This is a genomic window from Puia sp. (genome assembly GCF_035546395.1).
GTDB lineage: Bacteria > Bacteroidota > Bacteroidia > Chitinophagales > Chitinophagaceae > Puia.
In genome coordinates this window covers 737,495-764,086 of the sequence record NZ_DASZXR010000014.1, presented here as the reverse complement: position 1 = coordinate 764,086, position 26,592 = coordinate 737,495, and the positions used below count along the sequence as shown (strand labels likewise).

23 protein-coding genes and 1 other RNA gene are annotated in these 26,592 nt (G+C 55.8%); 14 read left to right on the top strand and 10 right to left on the bottom strand.

What is annotated here, in order from left to right:
• Positions 1-4: 4 nt before the first annotated feature.
• Positions 5-3,094 carry a protein translocase subunit SecDF gene (gene secDF / locus VHE34_RS15915; RefSeq protein ID WP_325589684.1) on the bottom strand — a complete coding sequence of 1,030 codons (3,090 nt, stop codon included), beginning with the start codon at positions 3,092-3,094 and terminating at the stop codon, positions 5-7.
• Between the two features lie 158 nt (positions 3,095-3,252).
• On the opposite strand from secDF, the gene VHE34_RS15910 reads away from it, so the two are divergent.
• Positions 3,253-4,392 carry a pyridoxal phosphate-dependent aminotransferase gene (locus VHE34_RS15910; RefSeq protein ID WP_325589682.1) on the top strand — a complete coding sequence of 380 codons (1,140 nt, stop codon included), beginning with the start codon at positions 3,253-3,255 and terminating at the stop codon, positions 4,390-4,392.
• Here the strand turns inward: VHE34_RS15910 and coaE are convergent.
• From coaE to nusB, 4 genes are read right to left on the bottom strand one after another with little or no spacing between them, the layout of a single operon-like run.
• Complete coding sequence (gene coaE / locus VHE34_RS15905; RefSeq protein ID WP_325589680.1) at positions 4,385-4,999, bottom strand: dephospho-CoA kinase; 615 nt, start codon at positions 4,997-4,999, stop codon at positions 4,385-4,387. The two genes, VHE34_RS15910 and coaE, sit on opposite strands and share 8 nt — an antisense overlap.
• 32 nt (positions 5,000-5,031) lie before the next feature.
• Entirely contained in the window at positions 5,032-5,379 is a 348-nt protein-coding gene (gene yajC / locus VHE34_RS15900) for a preprotein translocase subunit YajC (RefSeq protein ID WP_325589678.1), read from the bottom strand.
• A gap of 38 nt (positions 5,380-5,417) precedes the next feature.
• Positions 5,418-5,864, bottom strand: a complete 447-nt coding sequence (locus VHE34_RS15895) for a DUF1573 domain-containing protein (protein ID WP_325589676.1) — start codon at positions 5,862-5,864, stop codon at positions 5,418-5,420.
• A gap of 26 nt (positions 5,865-5,890) precedes the next feature.
• A complete protein-coding gene (gene nusB / locus VHE34_RS15890; protein ID WP_325589674.1) occupies positions 5,891-6,850 on the bottom strand; it encodes a transcription antitermination factor NusB in 960 nt (319 codons plus the stop codon).
• A 208-nt stretch (positions 6,851-7,058) separates the two neighbouring features.
• Between nusB and VHE34_RS15885 the strand changes: the two genes are divergently transcribed.
• Positions 7,059-7,340, top strand: a complete 282-nt coding sequence (locus tag VHE34_RS15885) for a co-chaperone GroES (protein WP_325589672.1) — start codon at positions 7,059-7,061, stop codon at positions 7,338-7,340.
• A gap of 24 nt (positions 7,341-7,364) precedes the next feature.
• Positions 7,365-9,005 carry a chaperonin GroEL gene (gene groL, locus VHE34_RS15880; protein ID WP_414709899.1) on the top strand — a complete coding sequence of 547 codons (1,641 nt, stop codon included), beginning with the start codon at positions 7,365-7,367 and terminating at the stop codon, positions 9,003-9,005.
• 93 nt (positions 9,006-9,098) lie between these two features.
• Here the strand turns inward: groL and VHE34_RS15875 are convergent, their stop codons facing one another.
• On the bottom strand, positions 9,099-10,655 hold the full coding sequence (locus VHE34_RS15875) for a hypothetical protein (protein WP_325589669.1): 1,557 nt from the start codon (positions 10,653-10,655) through the stop codon (positions 9,099-9,101).
• 93 nt (positions 10,656-10,748) lie between these two features.
• Complete coding sequence (locus VHE34_RS15870; protein WP_325589668.1) at positions 10,749-11,552, bottom strand: hypothetical protein; 804 nt, start codon at positions 11,550-11,552, stop codon at positions 10,749-10,751.
• A 145-nt stretch (positions 11,553-11,697) separates the two neighbouring features.
• Here VHE34_RS15870 and proS point away from each other — a divergent pair, with 145 nt between their 5' ends.
• Positions 11,698-13,173: a proline--tRNA ligase gene (gene proS / locus VHE34_RS15865; RefSeq protein ID WP_325589667.1), complete on the top strand. Its 1,476-nt coding sequence runs from the start codon at positions 11,698-11,700 to the stop codon at positions 13,171-13,173.
• Positions 13,174-13,220: 47 nt separating this feature from the next.
• A complete protein-coding gene (locus VHE34_RS15860) occupies positions 13,221-13,682 on the top strand; it encodes a hypothetical protein (protein ID WP_325589666.1) in 462 nt (153 codons plus the stop codon).
• Here the strand turns inward: VHE34_RS15860 and VHE34_RS15855 are convergent.
• Positions 13,672-14,436, bottom strand: coding sequence for an RDD family protein (locus VHE34_RS15855; RefSeq protein ID WP_325589664.1), 765 nt, complete (start codon positions 14,434-14,436; stop codon positions 13,672-13,674). The two genes, VHE34_RS15860 and VHE34_RS15855, sit on opposite strands and share 11 nt — an antisense overlap.
• Before the next feature lie 49 nt (positions 14,437-14,485).
• Between VHE34_RS15855 and VHE34_RS15850 the strand changes: the two genes are divergently transcribed.
• From VHE34_RS15850 to truB, 6 genes are read left to right on the top strand one after another with little or no spacing between them, the layout of a single operon-like run.
• Positions 14,486-15,436, top strand: coding sequence for a stage II sporulation protein M (locus VHE34_RS15850; protein WP_325589660.1), 951 nt, complete (start codon positions 14,486-14,488; stop codon positions 15,434-15,436).
• Positions 15,433-16,257: a DUF4129 domain-containing protein gene (locus VHE34_RS15845; RefSeq protein ID WP_325589658.1), complete on the top strand. Its 825-nt coding sequence runs from the start codon at positions 15,433-15,435 to the stop codon at positions 16,255-16,257. The genes VHE34_RS15850 and VHE34_RS15845 overlap by 4 nt, the downstream gene beginning before the upstream one ends.
• On the top strand, positions 16,254-17,477 hold the full coding sequence (locus VHE34_RS15840; protein WP_325589656.1) for a hypothetical protein: 1,224 nt from the start codon (positions 16,254-16,256) through the stop codon (positions 17,475-17,477). Before VHE34_RS15845 ends, VHE34_RS15840 begins: the two co-directional genes overlap by 4 nt.
• An 18-nt stretch (positions 17,478-17,495) precedes the next feature.
• A complete protein-coding gene (locus VHE34_RS15835; protein WP_325589654.1) occupies positions 17,496-18,491 on the top strand; it encodes a MoxR family ATPase in 996 nt (331 codons plus the stop codon).
• Positions 18,492-18,493: 2 nt separating this feature from the next.
• A complete protein-coding gene (locus VHE34_RS15830) occupies positions 18,494-19,834 on the top strand; it encodes a DUF58 domain-containing protein (RefSeq protein WP_325589652.1) in 1,341 nt (446 codons plus the stop codon).
• Between the two features lie 47 nt (positions 19,835-19,881).
• The gene (gene truB, locus VHE34_RS15825; protein WP_325589650.1) at positions 19,882-20,601 is read left to right on the top strand and encodes a tRNA pseudouridine(55) synthase TruB; all 720 of its coding nucleotides are present in this window, start codon (positions 19,882-19,884) and stop codon (positions 20,599-20,601) included.
• Here the strand turns inward: truB and VHE34_RS15820 are convergent.
• Positions 20,598-23,027, bottom strand: coding sequence for a BamA/TamA family outer membrane protein (locus tag VHE34_RS15820; RefSeq protein WP_325589648.1), 2,430 nt, complete (start codon positions 23,025-23,027; stop codon positions 20,598-20,600). The two genes, truB and VHE34_RS15820, sit on opposite strands and share 4 nt — an antisense overlap.
• Before the next feature lie 17 nt (positions 23,028-23,044).
• On the opposite strand from VHE34_RS15820, the gene VHE34_RS15815 reads away from it, so the two are divergent.
• A complete protein-coding gene (locus VHE34_RS15815; protein WP_325589646.1) occupies positions 23,045-23,779 on the top strand; it encodes an RNA methyltransferase in 735 nt (244 codons plus the stop codon).
• A 1-nt stretch (position 23,780) separates the two neighbouring features.
• Here the strand turns inward: VHE34_RS15815 and VHE34_RS15810 are convergent, their stop codons facing one another.
• Positions 23,781-25,010, bottom strand: coding sequence for an ABC transporter permease (locus VHE34_RS15810; RefSeq protein ID WP_325589644.1), 1,230 nt, complete (start codon positions 25,008-25,010; stop codon positions 23,781-23,783).
• A 34-nt stretch (positions 25,011-25,044) separates the two neighbouring features.
• Between VHE34_RS15810 and VHE34_RS15805 the strand changes: the two genes are divergently transcribed.
• Positions 25,045-26,319: a DUF5103 domain-containing protein gene (locus VHE34_RS15805; RefSeq protein WP_325589642.1), complete on the top strand. Its 1,275-nt coding sequence runs from the start codon at positions 25,045-25,047 to the stop codon at positions 26,317-26,319.
• 44 nt (positions 26,320-26,363) lie between these two features.
• An RNA gene (gene ffs, locus VHE34_RS15800) (signal recognition particle sRNA small type) lies at positions 26,364-26,462 on the top strand.
• The last annotated feature ends 130 nt before the right edge of the window (positions 26,463-26,592 follow it).

The following is a 26,592-nucleotide window of genomic DNA, read 5'->3' as shown; positions in this document are numbered from 1 at the left end:
CTTGTTATGCCGTTGCTTTTGTGGTCTTCGTTGCAGGTTTTACCGCGTCCTTCGATTCTCCGCCCAGGGGACGACCCTTGGCAAAGTCTACGAGGAACGGAGCCGCTACGAAGATGGAAGAGTAGGTACCGGTGATGACACCGATCAGCATCGCGAAGGCGAAACCGCGGGTGACTTCGCCGCCTACCAGGAACAGGATGAGGATCGTCAGGAACACTGTCAGGCTGGTCATGATCGTCCGGCTCAGGGTATCGTTGACCGATTTGTTGATGATCTCGGCGTTGGTGGCGCCCTTCATCAAATGGCTGTTCTCGCGGATCCGGTCAAAGACGATGACGGTATCGTTCATCGAGAAGCCGATGACGGTCAGTACCGCCGCGATAAAGTGCTGGTCGATCTCCAGTGTGAAGGGAAGTAAACTCCCCTTACCGAAGAATGAGAACACCGCCAGCGTCACGAAGACGTCGTGCAGCAGGGAGATGATCGTACCGAGCGAATAACGCCAGTCGCGGAAACGGATGAAGATGTAGAGGAAGATAACGATCAGCGCGAAGATCGTGGCTTTGATGGCGCCCGACTTCAGCTCTTCGGAAATGCTGGGCTCGACCTTTACGTTCCCCTGCAGGTATTTGGTGGTCTTGAATTCGGTGAACGAGATGCCTTCCGGAAGGAAGGTCTTCAACCCGCTATAGGTGGTGGCCAGCACGGTGGAGTCGGCGATGGGACCGGTCTCTTTGACCATATAGTCTGTGGTGATCTCGAGCTGTTCGGTGCCGCCATAGGTCTTGATCTCGGGGTTGGTACCGGGAAGCGCCTTTATCAGGGCCGCGCGGACCTGCTCCGGTTGTACCGGTTTGTGGAAATTGACGATATAGCTGCGGCCGCCCTGGAATTCGACGCCTTCGCGGAAACCATGGATCAGGGAGCCGACGCCGAGGATCAGCACGACGACGGAGATGCCATAGGCGACTTTCCGGTATTCGATGAACTTAAAGGCGGCATGTTTGAAAATGCGCCGGGAAAGCGGGGTAAAGTACTGGAAGTGCCGGTTCTTGTTGGTATAAAAGTCGGTCACCAGGCGGGATACGAGGATACCGCAGAACAGCGAAAGCAGGATACCCAGGATCTGTGTGGTTGCGAAGCCCAGGACAGGACCCAGACCGAAATAGAACAGGATCAGGGCGGTCAGCATGGTGGTGACGTGGGCATCCAGCACAGGCGCCAGTGAGCGCCGGTAACCGTCTTTCACGGCCAGGGGATAGCTCTTGCCCCGCGTAAGCTCTTCCTTTATACGTTCGAAGATGATAACGTTGGTGTCCACGGCCATACCCACGGTGAGAACGAGGCCGGCGATACCGGGGGCCGTCAGGGTGGCATGTATGGCGCTGAGGACGCCGACGGTAAAGAGCAGGTTCAGGATCAGCGCGATGTTGGCGACCCAGCCGCCCGTGTTGTAATACACCAGCATCAGCAGGAAGATGATCAGGAAGGAGATGCCGAAGGCCATCATACCGCCATTTACCGCTTCGCGGCCGAGGGTAGGGCCGACTACCTGTTCCTGTACGATCTTGGGCGGAGCCTCCACTTTACCTGACTTCAGGATGTTGGCAAGGTCCTGCGCTTCGGTGATGCTTTGGTTGGAACTGCGGCCATGCCCCATCGTGATCCGCGAGCTGCCGCCCGTGATGGGTTCATTCACATATGGCGCCGAGTAGACGATATTGTCGAGGACGATCGCGATGGGTTTGCCTACGTTCTTGGTGGTCATATCGGCCCAGGCCTTCGCCGCCTGTTTGTTCATGCTCATTTCGACGACGACCTCACTGGTGATGGGGTCGAAGTCCTGGGAGGCGTTCTCGATGATCGAGCCCTCGAGCTTTGCCTTATCGGTACCCGGCAGGGTCTTTATCGCATAGAGTTCCAGCGTGTTGCTGAGCTTGCCGTCCTCATCCGCCTGTTGCTTGCCCCAGACAAAACGCAGGTCCTGCGGGAACTGGTTGCGGACGACGGGGTTGCTCAGGTAGCTATTGATAAGACCGGTATCCGTGAGGGGAACGATCGCGAGCCGGGAGTCGAAACGCTGCTGACCGGTCTTGGGGTCCTGTTGGGGCGGGATGAACTGGATATGCCGCGAACCCAGGAGCGGGTTCTTATTGGCGGCGAGCAGGCTCGTGTCCTTTTTGGCCGAGTCGGCGGCCAGTTTCGTGGAATCGGCGCCGGCCGTGGTATCTGCTTTTACTCCATTAAGATAGTTTTGCAGCGCCTTATCGGCATTGATCAGCGAGGTTTGCAGCTCCCCGATGTTGTATACTTCCCAGAACTGGAGGTTGGCGGTGGAAGTAAGGTATTTGCGGACGCGGTCCGGATCGGAGGCGCCGGCCAGCTCGACCGAGATGATCCCGTGTGCTTCGTCCAGGTTGATATTGGGCTGGGCGACGCCGAACTGGTTGATACGATTGTTGAGGATAAGGTAGGTTTGCTTCATCGCGGCGCTGGCCTGCTCGTGCAGGTAGGCGAGGACGGTAGCGTCGGAGGCATCGTAGCCGATCTTGTTGCGGTTACTGTTCGAGAACAGGGGAGCTAACTTATCGTTTGGGTTCTGCTTTTTGTAGGAGTCGGCGAACAGATCGATCAGGTTGCCGCTCTCGGTTTGCCGCCGTTGGACGGCGGTATTGAGAGCCTGGAGCATTTTCTGGTCATGGGCGTTGTTTGCCAGGCCCTTGATAAGGCCGTCCAGCGCTACGTCCATGGTCACGCTGATACCGCCTTGCAGGTCGAGACCGAGCAGCAGTTCGTTTTCTTTGGCTTTTTGATAGGAGGTGCCCCAGGGGGTGATCTTTGTATCTTTGGAGCTATCCAACAATTTCTTCTTCCGGGCGTTGAACGCGATGTCGATGCTATCCTGGTAGAGGGCCTGCGCCTCTTTGTTGCCGGGATACTTTTGAGCAGCCGACTGAGGAAACAGTCTCGACACCTGCGCTTTGGCCTTTGCTTCGATCGCCGATTCGTGTTTGTTCACGAAATAAGTGAAGGAAAGCTGGTAGGCGGAAATGATGATCAATAAAGCAGCAAAAATACTTACCAGTGCTCTCATTGGAAGTTTCGTTTGTTTTTTTTAGAACGGCAAATATAGGTTTTTTGAATCCTTCTGCCGCTTTTTTCGTACTTTCGCCGCCCAAATAGATCATTTTTTAGAATACTATGCAGTTATCATCTCTTCTTTCCCGCTTTGCAGAGCCGGAAACCTTGAAAATGGCCAAGCTTGGCCGCGAATTGAGAGCAAAAGGCATCGATGTCATCGACCTGAGCCTTGGCGAACCCGATTTCGATACTCCCGATCATATCAAGGCAGCCGCGAAGAAGGCGATCGATGACAACTGGAGCCACTATACCCCCGTTGCCGGCTACGCCGACCTCCGTGAGGCTGTTTGCGTCAAGTTCAAGCGGGATAATAACCTGGACTACAAGCCCGAAAACATCGTCGTCAGCACCGGCGCCAAGCAGAGCCTGGCCAATATCATCCTTGCCCTGGTGGACGAAGGCGACGAGGTGATCATCCCTACGCCGTACTGGGTTACCTACTCCGAATTGGTGAAGATCGCCCGGGGAAAGGTGGTGGAGGTTCATACTACCACCGAAGCCGGCTTCAAGATCACGCCTGCTCAACTGGAAAAGGCGATCACTCCGAAGACCAAGGCCTTCCTGTTCTCCTCGCCCTGTAACCCTTCGGGAGCGGTTTATACCCGCCCGGAGCTGGAAGCGCTGGCGGCGGTATTCCGCAAACATCCCGACGTCGCCATCCTTTCGGATGAGATCTACGAATACATCAACTTCACCGGCAAGCACGAAAGCATCGCGCAGTTCGCCGACATCAAGGATCGCGTGATCATTATCAACGGGCTGAGCAAGGGCTTTGCCATGACAGGCTGGCGCCTTGGCTATATCGCTGCCAATCCTGAGATCGCCAAGGCCTGTGAGAAACTGCAGGGGCAGTTCACCAGCGGCACCAACAGCATCGCCCAGAAATCGGCGGTAGTGGCGCTGACGGCCGACCTGGCGCCGTCCTTCGATATGGTGAAGGAATTCACCGCCCGCCGTGAGCGCACGCTGCAACTCGTAAAATCCATCCCCGGGCTCAAATGCTTCGAACCCCAGGGCGCCTTCTATATCTTCCCCGATGTGTCCTATTATTACGGGAAGTCCGACGGCGCCAACAAGATCACCAATTCCGCCGACTTCAGCATGTACCTGCTGAATACGGCCCATGTCTCTTCGGTGATGGGGGATGCATTTGGCGAGCCGGCCTGTGTGCGGTTCTCGTTTGCCAACAGTATGGGCAATATCGAGAAGGCCTGGGGAAGGATCAAGGACGCTCTTGCGAAACTCAAATAATAGAGCCGCTACCGCGGCTTTGGGAAGTGAGTTTTTCGTGTAGGGCGAGCACCTGCGGGATCACTGCTTCCCGCTCGTCATTGCGAATGACGGCGTCACAAAGCTTCATCTTTATTTCCTCGTCGATCTGGTTGCGCATTCGCTGCTGAACGGCTTCGCGGCTGATGTGATCGCGTTGCATCGTCCGATGGATGCGAAGCGCCAAAGGAGCGTATACTCCAATCACGAAATCGAGGTTACCCGCGCCTCTTGCTTCGAAGATGAGCGCGGCCTCGCGGATGGCGTAGGGATGGCCAAGGGCGGCCTGCTCGCGCATCCATTGCGACCCTTCCCGGATGGTCACCGGGTGTACGAGGTTATTCAGGGTTTCCAGCTTTATGGGATCGTTGAATACCAATCCGGCCAGGTATTTCCGGTTCAGCGTGCCGCCGGCATAGGCTTCGGCGCCGAATTCGCGGCTGATGGCCGCCCGGAGCCCGGGGTCTTCGTTCATCAGCCGCTTTGCTTCGTCATCGGCATAGGACACCGGTATCCCGAGTGTTTCGAAAATGGCGGCGACCGTCGACTTTCCCGAACCGATACCGCCTGTCAATCCGACCTTGATCATAATAATTAACCCCGGCGGAGCCGGGGTTGTTTTTATTTTTTGTCGGCGGTTGCGGTAGCCGCTTTGTTCAGATTCTGCGTCCACTCCATGGAGATGGCGCTTTTTTCGATCTTCAGATAGCTGCCGGGGCTGGTCTCCATCTGGATCGTCCCGTCCTCGTTTATCTTGTTCACTGTCCCGTGGATACCGGCGATGGTCACGATCTTATCGCCCTTTTGCATATCCTCCTGGAATTTCTTGGCGATCTTGGCTTTCTTGGCCTGGGGGCGGATCATAAAGAGCCAGAACACGAGGATCATGCCGCCCAGCAGGAGCAACTGCAACATACCGCCGCCGGCGGGAGCCGCCTGCAACAATACGAATAGAAAAGAATGCGTCATTGTTTTATTGTTTGAATTGTATTGACTAAGACTTATTACTAAGATTTTTTCAGCACCTCCACGACGAACTGCAGCGAGTAGTTCTGGGTGCCCTTTGTGTTGGTAGTGACCAGCAGGGACTTGTGATTGATCCCGACCCTGCCGTCGCTGTTGAAGCTGGCCTTGATCTGTCCTTCTCCGCCGGGTGCGATGGGTTCCCGGGGCGCCTGGGCGACCGTACACCCACAGCTGGGATGCACCTGTCCGATCACCAGCGGGGTGGGTCCGGTATTCCGGAACCGGAACGAGACGTCCAGCTTTTGCCCTTCGGGGATCTTCCCGTAGTCCCGGGAGGAGTCCAGCCACTGGATCGTCGTAAACCGGGCCGTGTCCCGCATAGCCAGGAACTGGGCGGAGCCGGCGCTGATGCCGGGGTTATTGGCATCCCTGCCGCCACAGCCGGTAAGCAGGGCGAAAAGGAGCGAGCCGGTGATGATCCTATACATGGGAGCCTGATTTTTTTGCAAACCTACTAATTCGCCTTGAAATTGATCTTATGCATCTTGTCTTCCCTGACCAGTTCCTTATGGATATTGTCCAGGATGCCATTGACAAACTGACCGCTCTGGGGGGTGCTGTATTCCTTGGCGAGATCGATGTATTCGTTGATCGTCACCTTGGGCGGAATGGTCTCGAAGTAAAGGAATTCCACTACGCCCATCTGCATAAGGATCATATCGAGGGTGGCGATCCGCTCGGGATCCCAGTTCTTCAGCCGGGGACGGATCAGGTCCATCACCACCTCTTTCTTGTCGATGACGGTCTGCAGCAGCTGACGCGCAAATTCCTTTTTTTCCTTGCTCACGATCTCCTGGAAATCAAGCGAACCCGGTTTGGCCAGGTAGCTCATCACCAGCTGGCTGATCATCTCTCCGTCGTCGTCCCAGTTGGTATACAGCTCTTCTATGTGGGAGACGAAGGTTTCGTTGGCCAGCATCTTTTCGGAGAAGATGAACTCCAGCATTGCCTTTTCCGACTTTTTGTCGCGGCCCTGAACGGCGATGTATTGCTGATATTCGGGAGTGGCGACCAGGTCGAGGTAAAGCCGGCGGATCAGCTCGCCGTTGTCCTGTAGTTGCGGTTTATCCGCATCAAGCGCTTTTTTCAGGGAGGCGTCCTCCATCATCTTCCAAAGCACCTCGTTTCCCGCGAGCTTTATATTCACATTAAGGTCCTCTTCACTGGGTAAATGCTTGGAGGACCTGAGACGGGAATCCGTTTCCGCATACCGTGCGACTTCGGTAATGAAATAAATAAGATAGGAAAGCAGTTGCCTGGTTTGCTCGAAATGCTTTTGAAGTATCTTTTGCGGATCAGCCGGCTTTGCCGCTGGTTTTTGTGCTGCTTCCCCTGGATTCCCGGCCTGTTCCTGCGCTTCCAACGTATAAAGGGTTTGCATCACCTTTACCCGGATATTTCTTCTACTGATCATTATAATGTAATAGAGCTTTGTTTGTCAACCGCCTCCGGCGGCTTCGGGCTGCAAATATAGGCATTTAAAGGTATTTGAACGGTCCTCATGACAGGTGTCGGACCTGAAAAAATGGCATTTTCGGCGGGTTTGGTATAAAATTCGTGTAGCTTTGCGAGCCTGTCATTTCTGACAGGACTTACAACAAAAACAAAAATCAAATACAACTATGGGCAAAAAGTTAAGCGTTACCCCCTTATCTGATCGGGTAATTGTGAAGCCAGCACCCGCTGAGGAAAAAACTGCCGGCGGTATTATCATCCCGGATACAGCAAAAGAGAAGCCGCAACGTGGTACGGTCGTAGCTGCCGGCCCCGGCAAAAAGGACGAACCTGTAACGGTAAAGGTCGGAGATACGGTCCTCTATGGCAAATATGCAGGAACCGAGATCCAGATCGAAGGAGATGATTTCCTGATCATGCGGGAATCTGACATTTTAGCAATCGTTTAATTTGATAATCGCTCAACTGAAATAATTATGGCAAAACAACTTTTCTTTGATATCGACGCCCGCAACAGAATGAAAAAGGGTGTCGACACGCTGGCCAACGCTGTAAAGGTTACGCTTGGTCCAAAAGGTCGTAACGTAGTGCTTGAAAAGAAATTCGGCGCTCCCGCCATCACCAAGGACGGTGTTACCGTTGCCAAGGAGATCGAGCTGGAAGACCCTATCGAGAATATGGGCGCCCAGATGGTAAAGGAAGTGGCTTCCAAGACGGCGGATATCGCCGGTGACGGAACGACCACGGCTACGGTACTCGCCCAGTCCATCATCGGAGAGGGTCTGAAGAACGTTGCCGCCGGCGCCAACCCTATGGATCTGAAACGCGGGATCGACAAGGCCGTTGAAAAAGTCGTCGCCAGCCTCAGCGCTCAGTCCCAGACAATCGGCAACGACAAGAACAAGATCGAGCAGGTCGCTTCGATCTCTGCCAACAACGATAACAATATCGGTAAGCTGATCGCCCAGGCCTTCGGCAAAGTGGGCAAGGAAGGGGTGATCACTGTTGAAGAAGCAAAGGGTACCGATACTACTGTTGAAGTGGTAGAAGGGATGCAGTTCGATCGCGGCTATATCTCCCCCTATTTCGTTACAAACAGCGAAAAGATGGAAGCCGAGTTGCAGAACCCTTACATCCTGATCTACGATAAGAAGATCTCCGCTATGAAGGATATCCTTCATATCCTGGAAAAGGTGGCTCAGAGCGGTCGTCCGTTGCTGATCATCGCTGAAGATCTTGAAGGCGAAGCACTGGCTACCCTGGTGGTCAACAAGCTCCGCGGCACCATCAAGGTAGCGGCAGTCAAGGCTCCCGGCTTTGGCGACCGTCGTAAGGAAATGCTGCAGGATATCGCTATCCTCACCAAGGGGATCGTGATCAGCGAAGAGCAGGGTTACAAACTGGAAGGCGCCGACATCAGCTACCTGGGTACGGCCGCTTCCGTCACCATCGACAAGGATAACACCACAGTTGTCGGCGGCAAGGGGAAGAAGGAAGATATCCTGGCCCGCGTCAACCAGATCAAGGCTCAGATCGAAACCACTACTTCCGACTACGACAAGGAAAAATTGCAGGAACGTCTCGCCAAGCTTTCCGGCGGTGTAGCCGTTCTCTACGTCGGCGCCGCAACCGAAGTGGAAATGAAAGAGAAGAAGGACCGCGTCGATGACGCCCTCCACGCAACGCGCGCTGCTGTTGAAGAAGGCATCGTTCCGGGCGGTGGTATCGCGTACATCCGCGCCGTAGACTCCCTCGACCGGCTGAAGGGCCTCAACGAGGACGAATCCACCGGTATCGCCATCGTAAAACGCGCTCTCGAAGAACCCCTGCGCCAGATCGTTGCTAACAGCGGCCTCGAAGGTAGCATCGTTGTACAGAAGGTTCGCGAAGGCAAGGCCGACTTCGGCTTCAATGCCCGCACCGAGCAGTATGAGAACCTCCTGAAGGCCGGTGTCATCGACCCGACCAAGGTAACCCGTATCGCTCTCGAAAATGCCGCTTCCATCGCCGGTATGTTGCTGACGACCGAGTGCGTCATCGCCGACAAGCCCAAGAAGGAAGAAGCACACGCTCATCCGGGCGGCGCTCCTGGCATGGGTGGGATGGACTATTAACGGCCGGAGGCCGTTAGCCCGAAGGGCAGACATTAACGCTATACAAAGGCCCCGCCAAAGGCGGGGCTTTCTTTATAAACGGCGGAGTTGGTATCACAATTTGATGCCGAATGTGAGAATTACCGTTCCGCCCATCTCCTTCAGCGTTGCTGCCGTATTGGCCTTGTCGGCCAAATAATAGGGAACATGGATGTCTCTGCTGAACCGCGCCACATAGGTAAGATCGGCAAAGAACGCCTTCTTGCGATACCCCACGCCCGTGCTGAGAAACAGCTTATCGGCCTTTACCCCGCTGTATTTATATGGGTTCGTATAATATGCACCGCCCGCACGCACCATCCAGGTGTCGAATTTCATCTCTCCACCCAGCCGTGCGCTGATCGTGCCTTTGTACGTTTCCTTTATCGCTTCGTTCACGCCATCATAGATGCTGTTGGGATCGCCGGAACCGTCCTCGCTGGCTGCCGCGCTGAAATGCGGGTCATGGGTGGTGATGTATTCGAGGTCGGCGGTGACAAAGCCTTTTTGATCCTTGGCGTTGGCCTGGCCGCTGCCGAAGATATAGCTGCCACTGACCAGGAAATGCCAGGGCGTGTACAGCCGGTAGTTGAAGGAATTGGGCGGCGGCGCCAAGCCGGTGGTCTCATCCAGCTCCTGTGAGGTGACGGACACCTCCTTCAGGTTGGTATAGGCTTCCGTCCGTGTCGTCATTGCGGCGCTGATCCTGTCCGTAAGGCCCAGCACCGAGGGGGTATGGATCGCAAGCCCGATGCGCCAGGGCGCCGAAGGGGCGAAGATGAGCCCGCCTTTCAGATTGACGCCTGCGCCCATCGTCCGGTAGGTCTCGCTGTAGGTGAAGGACTCGAAGTCATTGTTGGTATTGCCGCTGGCGTCGGTCTCGGTATAGGTCTGGTAGCGGGTATAATTGAGGATCGGGATGCCGAGGGAGCCGCCGACATACCATTTGCCGTGGTAGTTGGAGGCAAGCGAGATCGCGATCTCGGTGATGCCGCCTGTAGACCGCAGGTCGTTTCGTTGCAGGACCTTGCCGGCCTTCTGCGGCTGGGCGATCACCTGCAGTGTTCCGTTGACCGTCGCCGTGTCGATCAGCGAGGTCCACAGCGCCATTCTCGTTCCGTAGTCGAGGGAAGGACTGGCGAGACCGCCGTTGATGTCGAGGCCGGAATAGGCAAATTCCTCGGCATACTGTTCGGCAAAACTGCTGTAAGAATTGGCGCCCTGGTAAAGGACATGGCTATTGAAATCGGCAGTTTGATTGACCGAGATGGCAAAGGCGTTGTTGACGCCGGGCAGGACGCCTTCGTAACCCAGCACCAGGCCGCTGGTACCCAGGGAGAACCGGTTGGCGGCAGGTCCGTTCAGGGTCTGCCCGAGATAGCTGCCTTTGTCGTTGAGGAAACGCCAGCCGGGGCTGAGGACCAGCTCCCGGGTCTTATAAACACCGAGACCGGCCGGGTTTACGAATGCGGCAGTAAGATCGCCGCCGAGGGAGCCCATGGCTCCGCCGATGGCCTGTTCGCGGGCGGTGCCGCCGGGTGTGGTCCAGCTGGCTCGCAGCGCGTCTTCGGGAAGTTGGGCACTGGCATTCAGGCATAGGGATATCCCTATGATAAACAAGAGCTTATGCATATATTGGGTGTTAGGTTAGCCCCGCACAAAGGCTGTTGAGGCTGAAAGCTTCAATAAAGGAAACAGGTGTAGGGTTGCAGTATGACTGTGAGATTAATGCCGCCCGGGTCTGCTGAATCCACCGCCGCCACCGAAACTACCGCCACCCCGCGAGCCGCCTCCAAAGGAGGGAGAGGGGGTATAGCTGCGGGTCGGCTGGTTGTTGAAGGCAGGCCGGTACGATCCGTTGTTGTTGGAGGGCCGATAGAACGAATTGTTCACCTGTCTTCCCTGGCCGGTGCGACTGGAATTATAGTTGGAGGTGGTAGACATTCCGGGCCGGTAGAACCGGTTGTTGGCGGTTGCTCTCGTAGTATGGCTAAGCCCATTGCGGTAGCCGACCGAATTGAAAGGACGGAGATTGGCATAAGCGCCTCCCGATTGATAGGTGTGACCTACGACAAATACTGCGCCGCCATAGTAAGGGTTGTAGAAATAGGGATTGTACCAGCTGTTCCACAGGAAGTAGCTGTCCCAGGCAGAATAGGGATTCCAGAAGCCAAGCCCGTAGCCAAATCCAACACCGAGACCATAGCCCATGCCCATTCCATAATAGGCAGGGTATCCCCAGCCGTAGCCAATTGAAGCGCCGACGGGGGCATAGTAGGCATCATAAGCGCTGTAGTCGTCGAAATATGACCAGCGGGCCTGATCTTCCGCCTTCATGCGAACGTAATTGTCGCTTGGTGCGGTGCTGTAATAATCGCTTTGATCGGTTCCGGCAGCAGCGGTACGCCTGGCGCCCGAGGAATAATATATGTCGTCTGTTGTCTGCGCGTTCCTGGACGAGGAGCAGCTGCTCATTCCAAAGCCCGTGATTGCGGCAACGGCTAACAGGGTAAAAAGATGTTTTGTCATGGCTCTGTATTTACCGGCGAAGTTGCTATTTTTGCAACCCTCCGTGTTATAGTAAAGTTACAATAAATATACGGGGCGTTTGCGTCAAAAGTTAACATTTTCTTGTTAAAAGGTGATTAATTCAAATACGTACTAAAAAGCATTCATGAGCAAAGAGATCACGAGCCGGGCACAGGACTATTCGCAATGGTATAACGATCTGGTGATCAAGGGTGGCCTGGCAGACCATTCCGAGGTCCGCGGCTGTATGGTCATCAAACCCTATGGTTTTGCGCTCTGGGAGAAGATGCGTGACCAGCTGGACCGCATGTTCAAGGACACCGGGCACGTCAATGCCTATTTCCCGCTGTTCATTCCCAAGAGCTTTCTCAGCAGGGAAGCGGCGCATGTGGAGGGCTTTGCCAAGGAATGCGCGGTAGTCACGCACTATCGCCTGAAGAACGATCCTAACGGGGGTGGGGTAATCGTGGACCCCGCCGCGAAGCTGGAAGAAGAGCTCATCATCCGGCCGACCAGCGAAACCATCATCTGGAATACTTACCGGGATTGGATCCGCAGCTATCGCGATCTGCCTTTGCTGATCAACCAGTGGGCCAATGTCGTCCGGTGGGAGATGCGAACCCGGCTTTTCCTGCGAACCGCGGAATTCCTCTGGCAGGAAGGACATACGGCCCATTCCACCTCGGATGAAGCGGTCGCGGAAGCCCGCCAGATGCTGGATGTATATGCGGAATTCGCCGAAGAATATATGGCCGTTCCCGTCATCAAGGGGACCAAGACCGAGAACGAGCGGTTTGCGGGCGCCGTCGACACCTATTGCATCGAAGCGTTGATGCAGGACGGCAAGGCCCTGCAAGCCGGAACTTCCCATTTCCTCGGACAGAATTTTGCAAAGGCTTTCGAAGTGAAGTTTTCCGATAAGAATAACCAACTGGACTATGTCTGGGCTACAAGCTGGGGCGTCAGCACGAGGCTGATCGGCGGGTTGGTGATGGCGCACAGCGACGATGACGGGCTGATCCTGCCTCCGCGTATCGCTCCTTTACAGGTGGTGATCGTGCCGATCTATAAAGGGGACGAACGGAAGGACGCTCTCGATGCAAAAGGCAAGGAGCTGGCCGCTGCCTTCAAAGCCGCCGGAATCAGCGTCAGGTTCGACGATAACGATAACAACCGCCCCGGATTCAAATTTGCGGAGTACGAGATGAAGGGCGTACCCGTCCGCATCGCCATGGGTCTTCGGGATCTCGACAACGGTACCGTAGAGGTGGCGCGCCGCGACACGAAGGAAAAGAGTCCGGCGCCGATGGAGGGATTGACGGGCTATGTCAGCAATCTTTTGGAAACCATCCAGAAAAGCATGTTCGAAAAGGCAAAGGCGTATCGCGATTCGCATATCACCCGTGCGGACACGCTCGAAGAGTTTGAGCGGCTGCTGGATGAGAAAGGAGGGTTTATCCTCGCGCATTGGGACGGGACCGCTGCCACCGAAGAGGCTATCAAGGAAAAGACAAAGGCGACGATCCGTTGTATCCCGCTGAACAATCCTTCGGAAGATGGCAAGTGTATTCTCACGGGCAAGGCGAGTAAACAGCGGGTGCTGTTTGCAAGGGCGTATTGATATGCCGCCTTGGCGTTGTGCCGGCGTTTTGAATAAAATGTTTGACTATGGAACCATCGCCGCAAACCAATCTTTTCGAGTTGCAGGTCGAAGCAACAGCCCAGTCCTATCTGCGGGATGCCGCCCGCTGGGCCCGTTTTTTGTCCCTCGCCGGTTTCGTCTTCTGCGGCCTGTTCGTCGTATTTGCCATTGTCGCGCTGACCTTGCTGGCGGGACTGTTCAACACCATGGGAACCTCCCCGGCCAGCGGCGGAATGGGCCCGGTACCCATCGCGCTGGTCTGTATCGGCATCGCAGCTCTCAACTTCTTCCCCAATCTCTACCTGTATAATTTTGCCGGACGGATGCGGCTGGCGCTCCAGAACAACGACCAGGACCATTTGAGCACCGCCTTCCGGAACATCCGCGCCCTGCTTCGTTTTGTCGGGGTGCTCATGATCATTGCGGTGGGATTGTTCCTCCTGATCTTCCTCCTGCTGCTTATTACGGCCAGCAGGGTCAGTTCGTAGAATAGTAGTTGTAGTCCTTGAGCAGCGTCTGCAGGAATTCGAGCGAGTCCTGGTCGCTGCTGATGTCAAGCTTGCTGCGGATGCGGTCTGCGATCCGCATCGAAAGGTCGTAGTCGCCGCTCTTGCTCACCGAATTGATGATCGATTTAAGCGTGTTGATATCCTTGTCGCTCAGCTGCATCACCTGCGGATAGCGGGGTTTATAGTCTTCGGCCAGTTCGGTAAAGACGGTATCCTCCCAGCTGGTCCGGTTGCGCGTGTCGATCAGGATCGTCCCCGCCACCAGGTCCCCGATGCGTTGCGAATAAGGGGTTGCAAGGAGACAGGCCAGTCCGGCGAAAAGAAAGATGCTGCACCACCAGGGCAGCGCCCCATAGTAAACGGAGCCGAGGATCCAGATCGGGAAATCCGCCAACCGGAACAGCCATCGGATAAGATATTGGCTGAGGGTCGGCTCGCCCCCGTCAGCGGATATGACCTTGATCCGGGTGGCCTTCTTCCCGATGCTCTGGCCGTTGAGAAATACCTCGCAAAGCAGGTGATAGAAAAAGGGGGGGGCGCCGAACAGGACCCAGACGAGGATCCGCCGGTTGCCTTCGGGGCCCAGCAAGCTGCCCAGCAGGTTGCTTCCGACCAGGTAATAGGCGAAGATGATCGTACCATCGAGGATCCAGGCCAGGAATCGCTTGAAGAAACCAGGGAGGAGAAAATCCACCTCGATATTGAAGCCGGTATCCAGTTTTACTTCTAACATGTTACTGAAATCACTATATTGGGGCTAAATATACTACTAAATCTTTCCAGTGAGAGAAGGTCTCTTTATTAAGAAAAATATTGATAAGTGGAAGCAATATCAATATGAGCCCGCGACCGATCCTGATGAAATGGCAGGGCAATTTACCGACCTGGTGAATGACCTGGGGTATTCCAAGACCTTTTATCCGCACAGCAAGGTGACCAACTATCTCAACGGGCTGGCCTCGCGCATTTACCTCGGCATCTACCGGAATAAAAGGGAGGAGTCCTCGCGGATCATCCGGTTCTGGAAGACGGAGCTGCCGCTGGTAGTCCGGCGGTATCACCGGGAGATCCTCTACTCGTTCATCATCTTCACTCTTTTTGCCCTCATGGCGGCCTTTTCGGCGGCTCATGACGAGACTTTCGTAAGAGGCGTCCTCGGGGACGGATATGTGGACATGACGGAGGACAATATCGCCAAGGGGGATCCTTTCGGCGTCTACAAACACGACGACGCCATGAGTATGTTCGTGGCGATCGCCACCAACAATATCAAGGTATCCTTCGTCATTTTCATCTGCGGCTTCATCCTTTCCATCGGCACCATCTGGCAGCTGTTCCAGAACGGTGTGATGATCGGCGCCTTCCAATACTATTTCTTTGCCAAAGGACTCGGGCTGAAGTCGGTGCTGGTGATCTGGATCCATGGCACGTTGGAGATATCTTCGGTCATCATCGCAGGGGCCGCGGGGCTCGTGCTGGGCAACAGCATTCTCTTTCCCGGGACGCATCGCCGCATCGACTCGCTGAAACGCGGCGGCAAGGACGGGTTGAAGCTGATGATCGGCCTTGTGCCGGTATTCATTGTGGCGGCCTTCCTCGAGGGCTTCGTCACCCGCTATTCCGGGATGCCGGTGTTGCTGAGCATTTCGATCCTTGGGGGCTCGCTGTTCTTCGTCGTCTGGTATTTTGTCGTGTATCCCATTCAGCTGGAGAAAAAAACCAGACCCGTATGACGATCCGCCGCACCCCCGGAATTCTTATCCTTTTGCTGCTAACCATCCACCTTTCTTCCCGAGCACAGCAGGCCAGGCAGGACGAGCCGAAAATGGATACCACGGTGGGCGACACCATCGTCGTAGGCGAATCGTCTCCAACCTCCGCGGAGAAGACCCATCTCGACACCACCCTTGTCGCGGGTCCTGAATCGGGCAATGCGATCCCGGCCGAACAGCCGGCTGTCCTACGGCGGTTGCCGGATTCGACGGTCCGCCGCTGGCAACATACGCCGAAGTATGCCTATGCGAACGATCCGGACTACTGGAAGGTCCGACGGGAACGGCCGTCCCCATTTCTGATCTGGCTGGGCAAGGTGCTGTCGAGCGAGGGCTTCCGCTATACGATCCTTGCGCTGCTGGGCGCCCTTCTTTTATACGCCATCGTTCGCATCGTGATGGATAACAACCTGGGCTCCTTCTACCGCCGGGCAAGAAGAACGAAGGAGAACGGCGAATGGGTGGAAGAAACGCTGGAATCCGAAGACATCGACCGGCAGCTGGAGCATTTTCTGCAGATCGGCGACAGGCGGCAGGCAACCCGTTATCTTTATCTGAAGGCGCTACGGCTGCTGAGTGACCGGGACCTGATCCACTGGCATGCCGACACGACCAACCAGGAATACCTGCGTCAGCTTGGCGGCAATCCAAAGGAGCCTGATTTCCGTTTCCTTACCGGGGCGTATGAAAAAGTATGGTATGGGCAATTCGCGCTTGGCGAAGCGGGATTCAGCGTGCTGCATGACCGATTTACCAACTTCTTTAAAACGCTTGGAGCATGACGCGTTGGCTACGATATAAGAAAGAGGGCTGGTTGCTGCTGGGGATGTTCGCCGGCATGCTGACCCTGCTGGGCTCCTGTAACTCTTCCGGCCGGAAGGAGATCAACCGGCGGGTAAGCCTGCGGCGTAATGACGACAACCCCTATGGCACCCGAATCGCCTATGAAGGGTTGCCCTGGCTTTTCCCGGACGCGGATATCTCCGTCGCTTCGACAGGCCCACAGGTGCTGACCGGGGGAAGCGAGAAAAGGGCGGTCATTTCCATTTCGAGCTTTGTGGACGCGAACCCCGCCGAGGTCAATGCCATAATGAATTTTGTCGGCGAAGGCAACCAGCTGTTCCTCTCCGCCTTCCAGATGAGCGATACCCTGCTTCATGCCCTTGGACTCCGGACGGGGTATCGTTTTCATTTCATGGAGGAGAAGATGGACAGTCTGAAGCTGGGAGTGTACGGCCCGGTCGACGCCGCTTACCGCAGTTTCAGCTATCCGGGGGACAGCTATGAGACCTATATCACCTCGCTGGATTCCCAATATACTTCCGTTCTTGGCCGCGATGTCGCGGGTCATCCCAATTTCATCCGCATCTCTTACAAAGGGGGCGGAGCGATCTATCTGCATTTCGCTCCCCTCGCGTTCTCCAATTTCTTCCTGCTGCACAAGCAGAACATCGGCTACTACGAGAATGCCCTGTCCTATATCCCGGCGTCGACCAAACAGGTCGTCTGGAATGATTATTTCCGATACCGCAATCATTCCGGCGAATCCTTTTCGGCCCTGCGATATATTTTCAGCGGCAAGCCCGGGACCCGGGGTTTGGCTATGGCCTTCTGGCTCCTGCTGCTGTTGTTCGGGCTGATCTACCTGTTCGATTCCAAGCGGCGGCAGCGGATGATCCCGAGGATCGCCCCGCTCCGCAATACCTCGCTCGATTTTGTCCGGACCATCGGCCAGCTGTATTTTCAGCGCCGGGATAATCGCAACCTGGCGGGAAAGATGGCGGTCCATTTCCAGGACCAGGTACGTACCCGCTATCACTTGCCGGTGACGTCGCTGGACGAGGAGTTCGTCAAACGGCTCGCCTTCCGGACTGGATACGCCAGGGAGTCCTTGCAGGAGATCGTGCAAACTATCCATGACCTGCCTTCGAGGGGTTATGTGTCGGATCAGGACCTGATCCAATTTCACCGGCAATTGGAAGCATTTTACAAACACATATAACACATATATAGCATAACCATGGAAGAGAATAATCAAACGGCTGAGAATTTATTCGAACAACGAACGGACCTCGACGATCTGAGACAGGCGGTGGACCAATTGAAGGGGGAGATCGGCAAAGTCATCGTCGGCCAGGAGGAGATGATCGAGCTGTTGTTGGCGGGTATCCTCGCAGACGGCCATATCCTCATCGAAGGGGTGCCCGGCGTTGCCAAAACGCTGACGGCAAAGCTGCTCAGCCGCGTCATCTCGGTCGGTTTTTCGCGCATCCAGTTCACTCCCGACCTGATGCCGAGCGACGTCATCGGGACGAGCGTCTTCAACCCCCGGGATAACAATTTCCAGTTCAAACATGGCCCCATCTTTAGCAATATCGTACTTATCGACGAGATCAACCGCGCCCCGGCCAAGACCCAGTCGGCTTTGTTCGAGGTGATGGAAGAGCGGCAGATCACCGTGGATGGTCTGACCTACCATCTGCAGCCTCCCTTCATGGTCGTTGCGACGCAGAATCCGATCGAACAGGAAGGGACCTATCATCTGCCGGAAGCCCAGCTCGACCGCTTCCTCTTCAAGATCAGGGTGCAGTACCCCACGCCGGCGGAGGAATTCCATATCGTTTCCAATCACCACCGGATGAAGGGCGATCAGCGGATCGACACGGTCGACGCCGTGATCCCGGGCGCACGGATCCAGCAGCTGCGTGACAAGGTGAGGGGCCTGCATATCGAGGAGAAGCTGATCCAGTTCATCACGGCCATAGTGGGGGCCACCCGTAACCATAAGGCAATCTACCTGGGCGCGTCGCCGCGTGCCTCCATCGGCATCCTCAACGCGGCCAAGGCCCTGTCCGCCATGCGCGGACGCGACTTCGTCACGCCCGAGGACATCGTGTATATCACTCCGGCCGTTCTTCGTCACCGCCTGGTGCTGACGCCCGAGCGCGAGATGGAGGGAACGACGGCCGATGATATTATTGCCGAGATCGTAAAATCCATCGAGGTACCCAGATAGCGATGCTAAAAAGATTCTATATATCCTTGTATTTCTCCCGGCGCTTCTACTGGGTGTTTGTCGGGATCATCCTTCTTTTCGTCGTATCCTACGGCATACCCTTCCTGTATATGGTCGGCCAGCTGCTGCTGCTCTTCTTTGCCGTCGTGACGGTCCTCGACTATATCGTGTTGTTCCTGCGAAAGAACCCGGTGCCGGTACGGCGCGATATCGCCGACCGGATGAGTAACGGAGACAACAACCCGGTCAGGATGCAGGTGACCAACGAGTATCCCTTTCCGGTCCGGCTGCGGATCATCGATGAGCTGCCCGACCAGTTCCAGCAGCGGAACTTCTCGCTGTACGCCGATCTGAAAGCCGGCGAGGTCCGCCGGCTCGATTACCGGCTGCGGCCAACCGAGCGGGGAGAGTATGTCTTTCACAACATCAATGTGTTTATCAGGAGTCCTTTCCGGCTGTTGACGCGGCGGAGCATCGTCCCGGCGGAAATGACGGTGCGGGTCCTGCCGTCCTACCTGGCGCTCCGGCAGTATAGCCTGCTGGCGGCAAGCAACAACCTGGCCGAGAGCGGGACCAAGCGGATACGGAAACTGGGGCATAGCCTGGAGTTCGAACAGATAAAAGAATATGTCACGGGCGACGATATCCGCAGCCTGAACTGGAAGGCGACGGCGCGGAAGGGCGGCCAGCTGATGGTCAATACCTTTACCGACGAAAAGAGCCAGCAGGTATATTGCCTGATCGACAAGGGACGGGTGATGAAAATGCCTTTTGACGGGATGAGCCTGCTCGACTACGCCGTCAATGCGTCCCTCGTCTTGTCCCAGGTGGCGCTGCTGCGCCAGGACAAGGCGGGATTGTTGACCTTCGGCGACACCATCGGGACGTTTCTGCCGGCAAGCCGGCATTCGATGCAGATGATCCATATTCTCGAGACGTTGTACAACCAGCAGACCCGCTGGCAGGAGACCGATTTCGAGAAGCTGTATGCGATGGTCCGCACCCGGATCACACAGCGAAGCCTGATCGTCCTTTTCACCAATTTCGAATCGCTGTCGGGACTCGAGCGGCAGATGCCTTATATCCGCGCTATCGCCCGCCGCCACCTGCTGTTGGTCGTGTTCTTCGAGAACACGGGGCTTCGGCAGCTGCGGGAACAGGAGGCGGAGGATATCGAAGGGGTGTATGTAAAGACCATCGCCGACAAATTTGCTTATGAGAAGCGGCTTATCGTCAAGGAGCTGAACCAGGTAGGTATCGCTACCATCCTGACCGCGCCGGAAAATCTCACGGTCCAGACGGTCAACAAATACCTGGAGATAAAGGCGCGGCTGGCAATCTGAGCAAAGCAGGCTTTGCCGGGGGCCGCAGGCGATGTATCTTCGCGGCGATGGAACCGACTCCCCATTTCTTCGAGCAAGGCCAGGTGTTGCTTATCGATAAACCGCTTGACTGGACCTCCTTTGACGTCGTACGCAAATTGCGTCCGCTGGTAAGGACAAAAAAGGTGGGCCATGCAGGAACCCTCGATCCCCTGGCCACCGGCCTTCTCATCCTCTGTACGGGCAGGTTCACCAAACGGATCAACGACTATATGGCGCAGGAAAAGGAATATACCGGGACGATCGTCCTGGGCGCCAGCACACCCACCTATGACCTGGAAAGCGAACCGCAGCCGGGCAGGGACCCGGCCTACCTGACGGAGGTGACGGTGCAGGATGTCATCGAACGCGAATTTACGGGGGAGATCCTGCAGACCCCCCCGATCCATTCCGCCATCAAGGTGAACGGTAAGCGGGTGTATGAGCTGGCCCGCAAGGGCAAAGAGGTAAAGCTGGAGCCGCGGCCGGTTGTCGTCGGCGCTTTCGAGATCACCCGTTTTGATTTGCCGGAAGTGGACTTCCGCGTGGTGTGTTCAACGGGAACGTATATCCGCAGCCTTGCCAACGATCTCGGCGCAGTATTGGGCTGCGGCGGCTATCTCAGCGCGTTGCGGCGCACCCGCATCGGGGAGTTTCGCGTCGACCAGGCGATGACGATGGAGGCGGCCGAAGTGTATATCAGGGGAAAATTCAGCGGGGGCGGGGCGCCAGTCGGGACAGCGGGCTAGAACGGATACCCGATGCCCAGCTGGAACTGTCCATTTGTCAGCTGCATATCATAGAACCAGCTCTCGCTATGATCCATCCGCTGCGGGTCCTTTATCTTATAGGCCCAGTCGAAGCGGATGATGAACCAGTCGAAGTCGAACCGCAGACCGGTGCCCGCATCGACGGCGATCTCGCGGTAGAACCGGTCGAACTGAAAATCGCTCCCCTGGAAGGCTTTTTTCGTAATGTTCGGGCTGTCGACGATCACGTGCCGGTTCCAGATGTTCCCTGCGTCTACGTACAGGGCGCTGAGTACCTTGACCCCAAACAGGGATCCGATTGGGAAGCGGTATTCCAGATTCGTTTCCAGCTGTACATCGCCGAAGCGGTCCAGAGGGGTCCGGCTTGTGAGCTTTCCCGTCGCATCATAATGTGATCCTGCCGTATCATAGTATTTCGAAGAGCCCAGTCCCAGCTGCCGTACCTGCCAGCCCCGCATGCTGTTCGGGCCGCCGGCAAAGAAGGCCTTGTAGAAAGGCAATGTCTGCTCAAAGCCGGAGCCCTCCCGGCCATAGGCCCAGCCCACACCGGCGTAGGCATGAAAGGCCAGTTGCGTTCGCCGGTAATCGATATGATGCCGGTAATCCACCTCGCCTTTGATAAAACGCCAGAGTGCTCCCCTGTCCAGTTGCGGGGAGATGAGGCCCGCAATGGCGCCGCTGCTTTCCCCACTGAGGCTCAGGAAATCGCTATGCCTTCCGTATTTATTGTAGTATTTGGCGAGGCCCTGGATACTCATGACGAGCCCGCTTTTGAAGGCCAGGTTTAAAGAAGGGACATTTGCCAGGTATTGTCTGAAGCTGTCGGTCTTGTCCAGCTGCGTATACTCGATATTGATTGGCCGCAGCAGGTAGCTCCATTTCTTCTTTGTCCATTCCCAGCCGAACGACCCGTTGATGCTCCGCACCGTGAAGAATTGCCGGCGATCGATATACGATGCGTTGACATTGACGACAGAACGGACACTGTCGAGCCGGGCCTCGCTGGGTCGCCATTTACGGGGCAAGATATCGAGCAAGCCCGGGGGGATCAGGCGGGGAAACGAAAAGCTCTGGGAGATGCTGGCCTGGGTCGTCTGGATAAAGTCGGACCCCAGCTCCACACCGCCCCGAAGCTGGGTGGATGACAGGATGCTTCGCTTGAAGACATTGCGATTGCGGACGCCGATATTGCCGTTTATGCCAAACAGGTTTGTTGCTGTCACGATATCGTTGGTATTACGGGCCACTTCGAAGTCGGCGTTGAAGAATTGCTTTGTGGCCGGGTAGAGCCTCAGCGTTGCGTCGAGCACCGAATCGTTGCTGTCGGAGGGCACAAAGCTCATCGTCGATTGTTGCCAGGCGCCCATCTGCTGGAACCGGTTGAGCGTCCGGATGGTGTTCTGCTGGCGGTAGAGGTCGCCGGGGCGGATGAACACGTTTCGTGTCAGGACCCAGGGCTTGAACTTTTCGGCGCGGGAGATGATGGTGAAATTACGGGCCGTACCCGTGTCGATATTGCTCACCGTCACCGTATCCTCGAGGATGATCGGCAGGTCAGGGTAGATCGTGACATGACCGACGGTGTAGCGGGTGATATGGGAGGAATCGCGAAGGGGCCGCTGGTTCACCTCGACATTGATTGTAGGGTGTTCGCGCTGTTTCTTCAACTCTTCCAGCAATGCAGCCTGGCGGAACGGGTCGAGGTTCGGATCGATCAGGGCGCCGACGACCGTATCCTTGATGATCACGAGGTCTTCTTTTGCAAAAGAATAGTACCCGTTGTTGCGGAACAGCGCGACAAGCCGGTCCAGCTCACTCGACATCAGCTGTTTGGAGTAGGGCATCCCCTTTTTCAGAAGGGATTCCTTGCGATGCCCGAGGGCAAGGGCCTGCAGGGCCGGTGTGGTCAGGTTGAATCCGATGGAGTCCAGGCTCTGCTGCTTACCCGGATAGACGGTAAAGTTGACGGTGACCCGGTATTCGATCGGGTGTCGCTTTGTGAACCAGTGATGGACATGGACGGTATCCCGGCGATAGGGGGTGTCCACTTTTATGACCGGGTTGTTATAACCCGAGGCATTGAGCAGGGCGACCATCAGGCCGACGCTTCGCCGGACATTGGCCGTGTCGAAGACCGCCGGATACATTACACGCCGGTAGACGCCAAAGATGGAGACGATCTGGGGATGAAGACTGTCATCCAGCTGGTTGGTCAGCCTTGCTGCGAGATCTTCGCGTTCGCCGGACTTGAAATTCCCTTCCACCTTGATGTTGACGGCATAAACAAAGGGCTGGCGGGCGGGATAGTGACGTGGGACGGTACACGAAAAAAGAAGCAGAATAGCCAGGATGGGAAGCAGCAATGCAGGATTGGGAAAAGATACAGTAACTTGCCGTTTGTCCATATTGTAAATGAAGTGCAATGCCGATCACAAAATCGCAGGTCAAATATATTCAAAGTTTAGCCCATAAAAAATTCCGTGATGCCGAGGGGGTGTTTGTCGTGGAAGGCCCGAAGATGGTCGCGGAGCTTTTGCAGGCGTCCAATCTGCAGCCCCGGGCGGTCTATGCCCTTCCGGGATGGATCGGCGAACAACCGGCTTCCCTGCGCTCAGCGTTGACCGGGATCAACGAATCCGAGCTGGAACGGCTCTCGGCACTTACGACTCCCAACCAGGTGGTGGCCGTTTTCGGAAAACCTGTCTTCCCGCCACCCGTCTTCGACAGGGGCGTCCTGCTGGCGCTCGACGGCATCCAGGACCCGGGTAACCTGGGGACTATGGTAAGGCTGGCTGACTGGTTTGGCATCGCCACCGTCGTTTGCAGCCCTGACAGCGCCGACGTCTTCAATCCCAAGGCCATCCAGTCCACGATGGGGAGCATCGCCAGGGTATCGGTGTGCTATGCCGAACCCGGCGAGCTGATCTCCGCTTCGGGACTACCCGTCTATGCGGCCATGCTGGAAGGGGAGGGGCTGTATGGCATCGGCCGCATCGACCGTGGGTGGATTTTGATCGGCAATGAATCGAAAGGCATCCGGCCCGAGTTGCAGGCGCTTGCTACCCACCGGGTGACCATTCCGCGGATCGGCCATGCCGAATCGCTGAATGCGGCGGTCGCCACCGGGATCATTCTTTCCCACCTGGTAGGGCGATGAATTACCGGAATTGGATCGCCCTCACAGGCTGCATCCGGCGGACGATAATGGTCGGGATCATCAGGATCAAAAAGCAGATCAGGAAAGTGCCGCCATCCACCAGTGCAAAATGCCACCATTCGAGGCGCACCACGGCCTTGGAGATGAAATAAGCCTCTTCCGGTAAGGTAATGAATCCGTAGCGGATCTGCAGCCAGCAAACTCCCAGCCCGAAGACATTGCCGAGTACGATGCCGAAGAGCGTGATGATGCTGCCCTGGTAAAGAAAGATCGTCTGGATGGAGATATTGGGCGTTCCCAGCGCTTTCAGGATACCGATCATCCGGGTCCGTTCGAGCACCAGGATGATCAGACAGGTGACCAGGTTCAGGGTCGCAACGATGATCATGATGATCAGCACGATGATGATGGTCGTATTCTGAAGGTTGAGCCAGTCGAAGATGTTGGGATAGTATTCCTCGGTGGTGATGCTGCCCCAGTCCTTTGGCAGCTGATCGTAGAGGCGGTTGTTCACGAGGTCCGCCTGCCGGTAATCGCGGGTGAAGATCTCGTAACCGCCGATCTGACCGGGGTTCCAGTTATTGAGGCGCTGGATCAGCCGGAGATCGCCGATGGCGATCAGCTTGTCATAATCCTCGATGCCGGTCTTGAACAGACCCGAAACGATCATGGGCCGGATGCGGGGCGGGCCGTCATTGCGCACAAAATAGATGACCACCTTGTCGCCGACCTTTATCTTCAGCTGGTTGGCGGTGTATTCCGACAGGACGATCTCATTGCTGTAGCCGCTGTCCGGGAAACGGGGCCAGCGCCCGGCTTTGAGAAAATCGCGGAGGTTGCCGAAATCATAATCCTTCTCCACGCCTTTCAGCTGTACATAGTCGATGCTCTCGCTGCTGCGAACCACGGCATACTTGGTGGCATAGGCCTGGATGGTTTTGATATCGGCATCCTGCCGGAGGATACGCAGGATCGTATCGTTCTTTTCGATAGGCGCCTCTTCGGAGATGAGTCCGCGGTTGGGCGAATAATGCTGTACCCGCAGATGTCCCCAGAGATTGAAGACTTTTTGGCTGATGGCATATTGGAAGCCGTTGGTGAAGGCCAGGGTCAGCAACATGGCTCCAACGCTGATCACCGTTGCCGCGATCGCCAGCCGGATGATGAAGCGGGAGAAGGATCGTTCCCGGTTAAAGGCGACGCGTCGGGCTATGAAGGCAGGTACATTCATCTTATATGTGCGCGAATTTACCTATCTTTTAGCCATGAACCGCAACATCTTTTTTTCACTGTTGATCATCCTTTTCATCGGCGGCCGCGGGAATGCACAAACCCCCGATTTCACCTTCTCCCCAACCATCGGGGCGGCCCAACTCTTCACCGCCGGCAACCAGCTGGGCTATCCCATCATCCGTCTGAACAGCCCCGATCAGCTGGAGCTGCATTTCGACGATATCGACGAGAGCGTGAAGAATTATTATTATGCGATCGTGCTCTGCAATGAGGACTGGACTCCCGCCGAGGTCACCGAGTTCGACTATATCAAAGGGTTCAACCAGATCCGGATAGAGAACTATCGCATCTCTTCGGTGGCGCTGACCCATTATGTCCATTATACGGCCACGATCCCCGATCCTAATTGCGTGCCGATACATTCAGGGAACTATCTGCTGAAAGTGTATCTCGACGGCGATACGTCCAAACTGGCCTTTACCCGCCGGTTCCTGGTCACCGATGCCAAGGTGAAGATCCAAAGCCAGCTCCTGACCCCGCAAAACTTCGAGCTGGCCCATACCTATCAGAACATCCAGTTCCGCCTGAACGTCTCCGCGGTGAACCCGCCCAATCCCCTGGACCAGATCCGCGTCGTCGTGATGCAGAACTACCGTTGGGACAATGCCATCCGCGGCGTGAAGCCCCGCGTCTATTTCAACAGCGACCTGCAATACAATGGGGCGGACGATTTCAATTTCGAGGGTGGCTCCGAATGGCGATGGGCCGATCTGCAGAGCTTTCGTTTCCAGAGCGACAGGGTCCTGACGGCTAATTATGGGAAGACGTCGACGGAGATCTTTCTAAAACCCGATGTCGATCGCAGCCAGCAGGAATTCTATTTCTATAAGGATTATAACGGGGGCTATATTCTCCAAACCCAGGAGGCCTATAGCGCCCAGTACCAGACCGATTATGCGACGGTGCATTTCATCTTTGTGCCGGGCGGCAATATCCCGCTGGATAACAAGGACGTCTATCTTCTGGGCCGGTTCACGGGCGGCGGCCTCAACGACAGCACCAAAATGGTCTGGAATGGCGAGAAGCGGATCTATGAACGCAATTTCCGGATGAAGCAGGGATTCTATAGCTACTCATATGTCGCTGTGGACCGGAATGACCCCACGATGAAAGGTTCCTTTGCACAAACCGAGGGCAATCATGTCGAATCCGAAAATGAATATATGATCTTAGTCTATTACCGCGCTCTCGGCGCCCGCGCGGATGAATTGATCGGCATCAGCCGTTTCAACAGTTTGAATAAATAAATTTTTTTTGGGCAAATTCATCTGTTGTTGCTTATCTTTGCAGCGGCAAAGTCTTATACGACCAGCTCCCGCTGAACCCCGCCAGGGCCGGAAGGCAGCAACGGTAGGTGGTCGTAGCGGTGCGATATAAGTAACTTTGCCATTTTTTATTTGCGGAACCGGCGAGGCCCGGTTCGTGCGCGAAGCGCACAGAAAAGATGAATCTGACAACATTTTCCCGCCTATCGCACTCCACATTGCGTATCTTTATACCTCCAAAAAAATTCATAATAT

Excerpts from the sequence above, each read along its gene's own strand:
- VHE34_RS15855 (WP_325589664.1), bottom strand. The coding sequence starts at position 14,436 with ATGTTAGAAGTAAAACTGGATACCGGCTTCAATATCGAGGTGGATTTT.
- VHE34_RS15820 (WP_325589648.1), bottom strand. The coding sequence starts at position 23,027 with ATGGACAAACGGCAAGTTACTGTATCTTTTCCCAATCCTGCATTGCTG.
- yajC (WP_325589678.1), bottom strand. The coding sequence starts at position 5,379 with ATGACGCATTCTTTTCTATTCGTATTGTTGCAGGCGGCTCCCGCCGGC.
- VHE34_RS15815 (WP_325589646.1), top strand. The coding sequence starts at position 23,045 with ATGCCGATCACAAAATCGCAGGTCAAATATATTCAAAGTTTAGCCCAT.
- VHE34_RS15870 (WP_325589668.1), bottom strand. The coding sequence starts at position 11,552 with ATGACAAAACATCTTTTTACCCTGTTAGCCGTTGCCGCAATCACGGGC.
- VHE34_RS15805 (WP_325589642.1), top strand. The coding sequence starts at position 25,045 with ATGAACCGCAACATCTTTTTTTCACTGTTGATCATCCTTTTCATCGGC.
- VHE34_RS15860 (WP_325589666.1), top strand. The coding sequence starts at position 13,221 with ATGGAACCATCGCCGCAAACCAATCTTTTCGAGTTGCAGGTCGAAGCA.
- proS (WP_325589667.1), top strand. The coding sequence starts at position 11,698 with ATGAGCAAAGAGATCACGAGCCGGGCACAGGACTATTCGCAATGGTAT.
- VHE34_RS15895 (WP_325589676.1), bottom strand. The coding sequence starts at position 5,864 with ATGTATAGGATCATCACCGGCTCGCTCCTTTTCGCCCTGCTTACCGGC.
- truB (WP_325589650.1), top strand. The coding sequence starts at position 19,882 with ATGGAACCGACTCCCCATTTCTTCGAGCAAGGCCAGGTGTTGCTTATC.
- VHE34_RS15810 (WP_325589644.1), bottom strand. The coding sequence starts at position 25,010 with ATGAATGTACCTGCCTTCATAGCCCGACGCGTCGCCTTTAACCGGGAA.
- VHE34_RS15840 (WP_325589656.1), top strand. The coding sequence starts at position 16,254 with ATGACGCGTTGGCTACGATATAAGAAAGAGGGCTGGTTGCTGCTGGGG.
- VHE34_RS15875 (WP_325589669.1), bottom strand. The coding sequence starts at position 10,655 with ATGCATAAGCTCTTGTTTATCATAGGGATATCCCTATGCCTGAATGCC.
- coaE (WP_325589680.1), bottom strand. The coding sequence starts at position 4,999 with ATGATCAAGGTCGGATTGACAGGCGGTATCGGTTCGGGAAAGTCGACG.
- secDF (WP_325589684.1), bottom strand. The coding sequence starts at position 3,094 with ATGAGAGCACTGGTAAGTATTTTTGCTGCTTTATTGATCATCATTTCC.
- nusB (WP_325589674.1), bottom strand. The coding sequence starts at position 6,850 with ATGATCAGTAGAAGAAATATCCGGGTAAAGGTGATGCAAACCCTTTAT.
- VHE34_RS15835 (WP_325589654.1), top strand. The coding sequence starts at position 17,496 with ATGGAAGAGAATAATCAAACGGCTGAGAATTTATTCGAACAACGAACG.
- VHE34_RS15885 (WP_325589672.1), top strand. The coding sequence starts at position 7,059 with ATGGGCAAAAAGTTAAGCGTTACCCCCTTATCTGATCGGGTAATTGTG.
- VHE34_RS15910 (WP_325589682.1), top strand. The coding sequence starts at position 3,253 with ATGGCCAAGCTTGGCCGCGAATTGAGAGCAAAAGGCATCGATGTCATC.
- VHE34_RS15845 (WP_325589658.1), top strand. The coding sequence starts at position 15,433 with ATGACGATCCGCCGCACCCCCGGAATTCTTATCCTTTTGCTGCTAACC.
- VHE34_RS15830 (WP_325589652.1), top strand. The coding sequence starts at position 18,494 with ATGCTAAAAAGATTCTATATATCCTTGTATTTCTCCCGGCGCTTCTAC.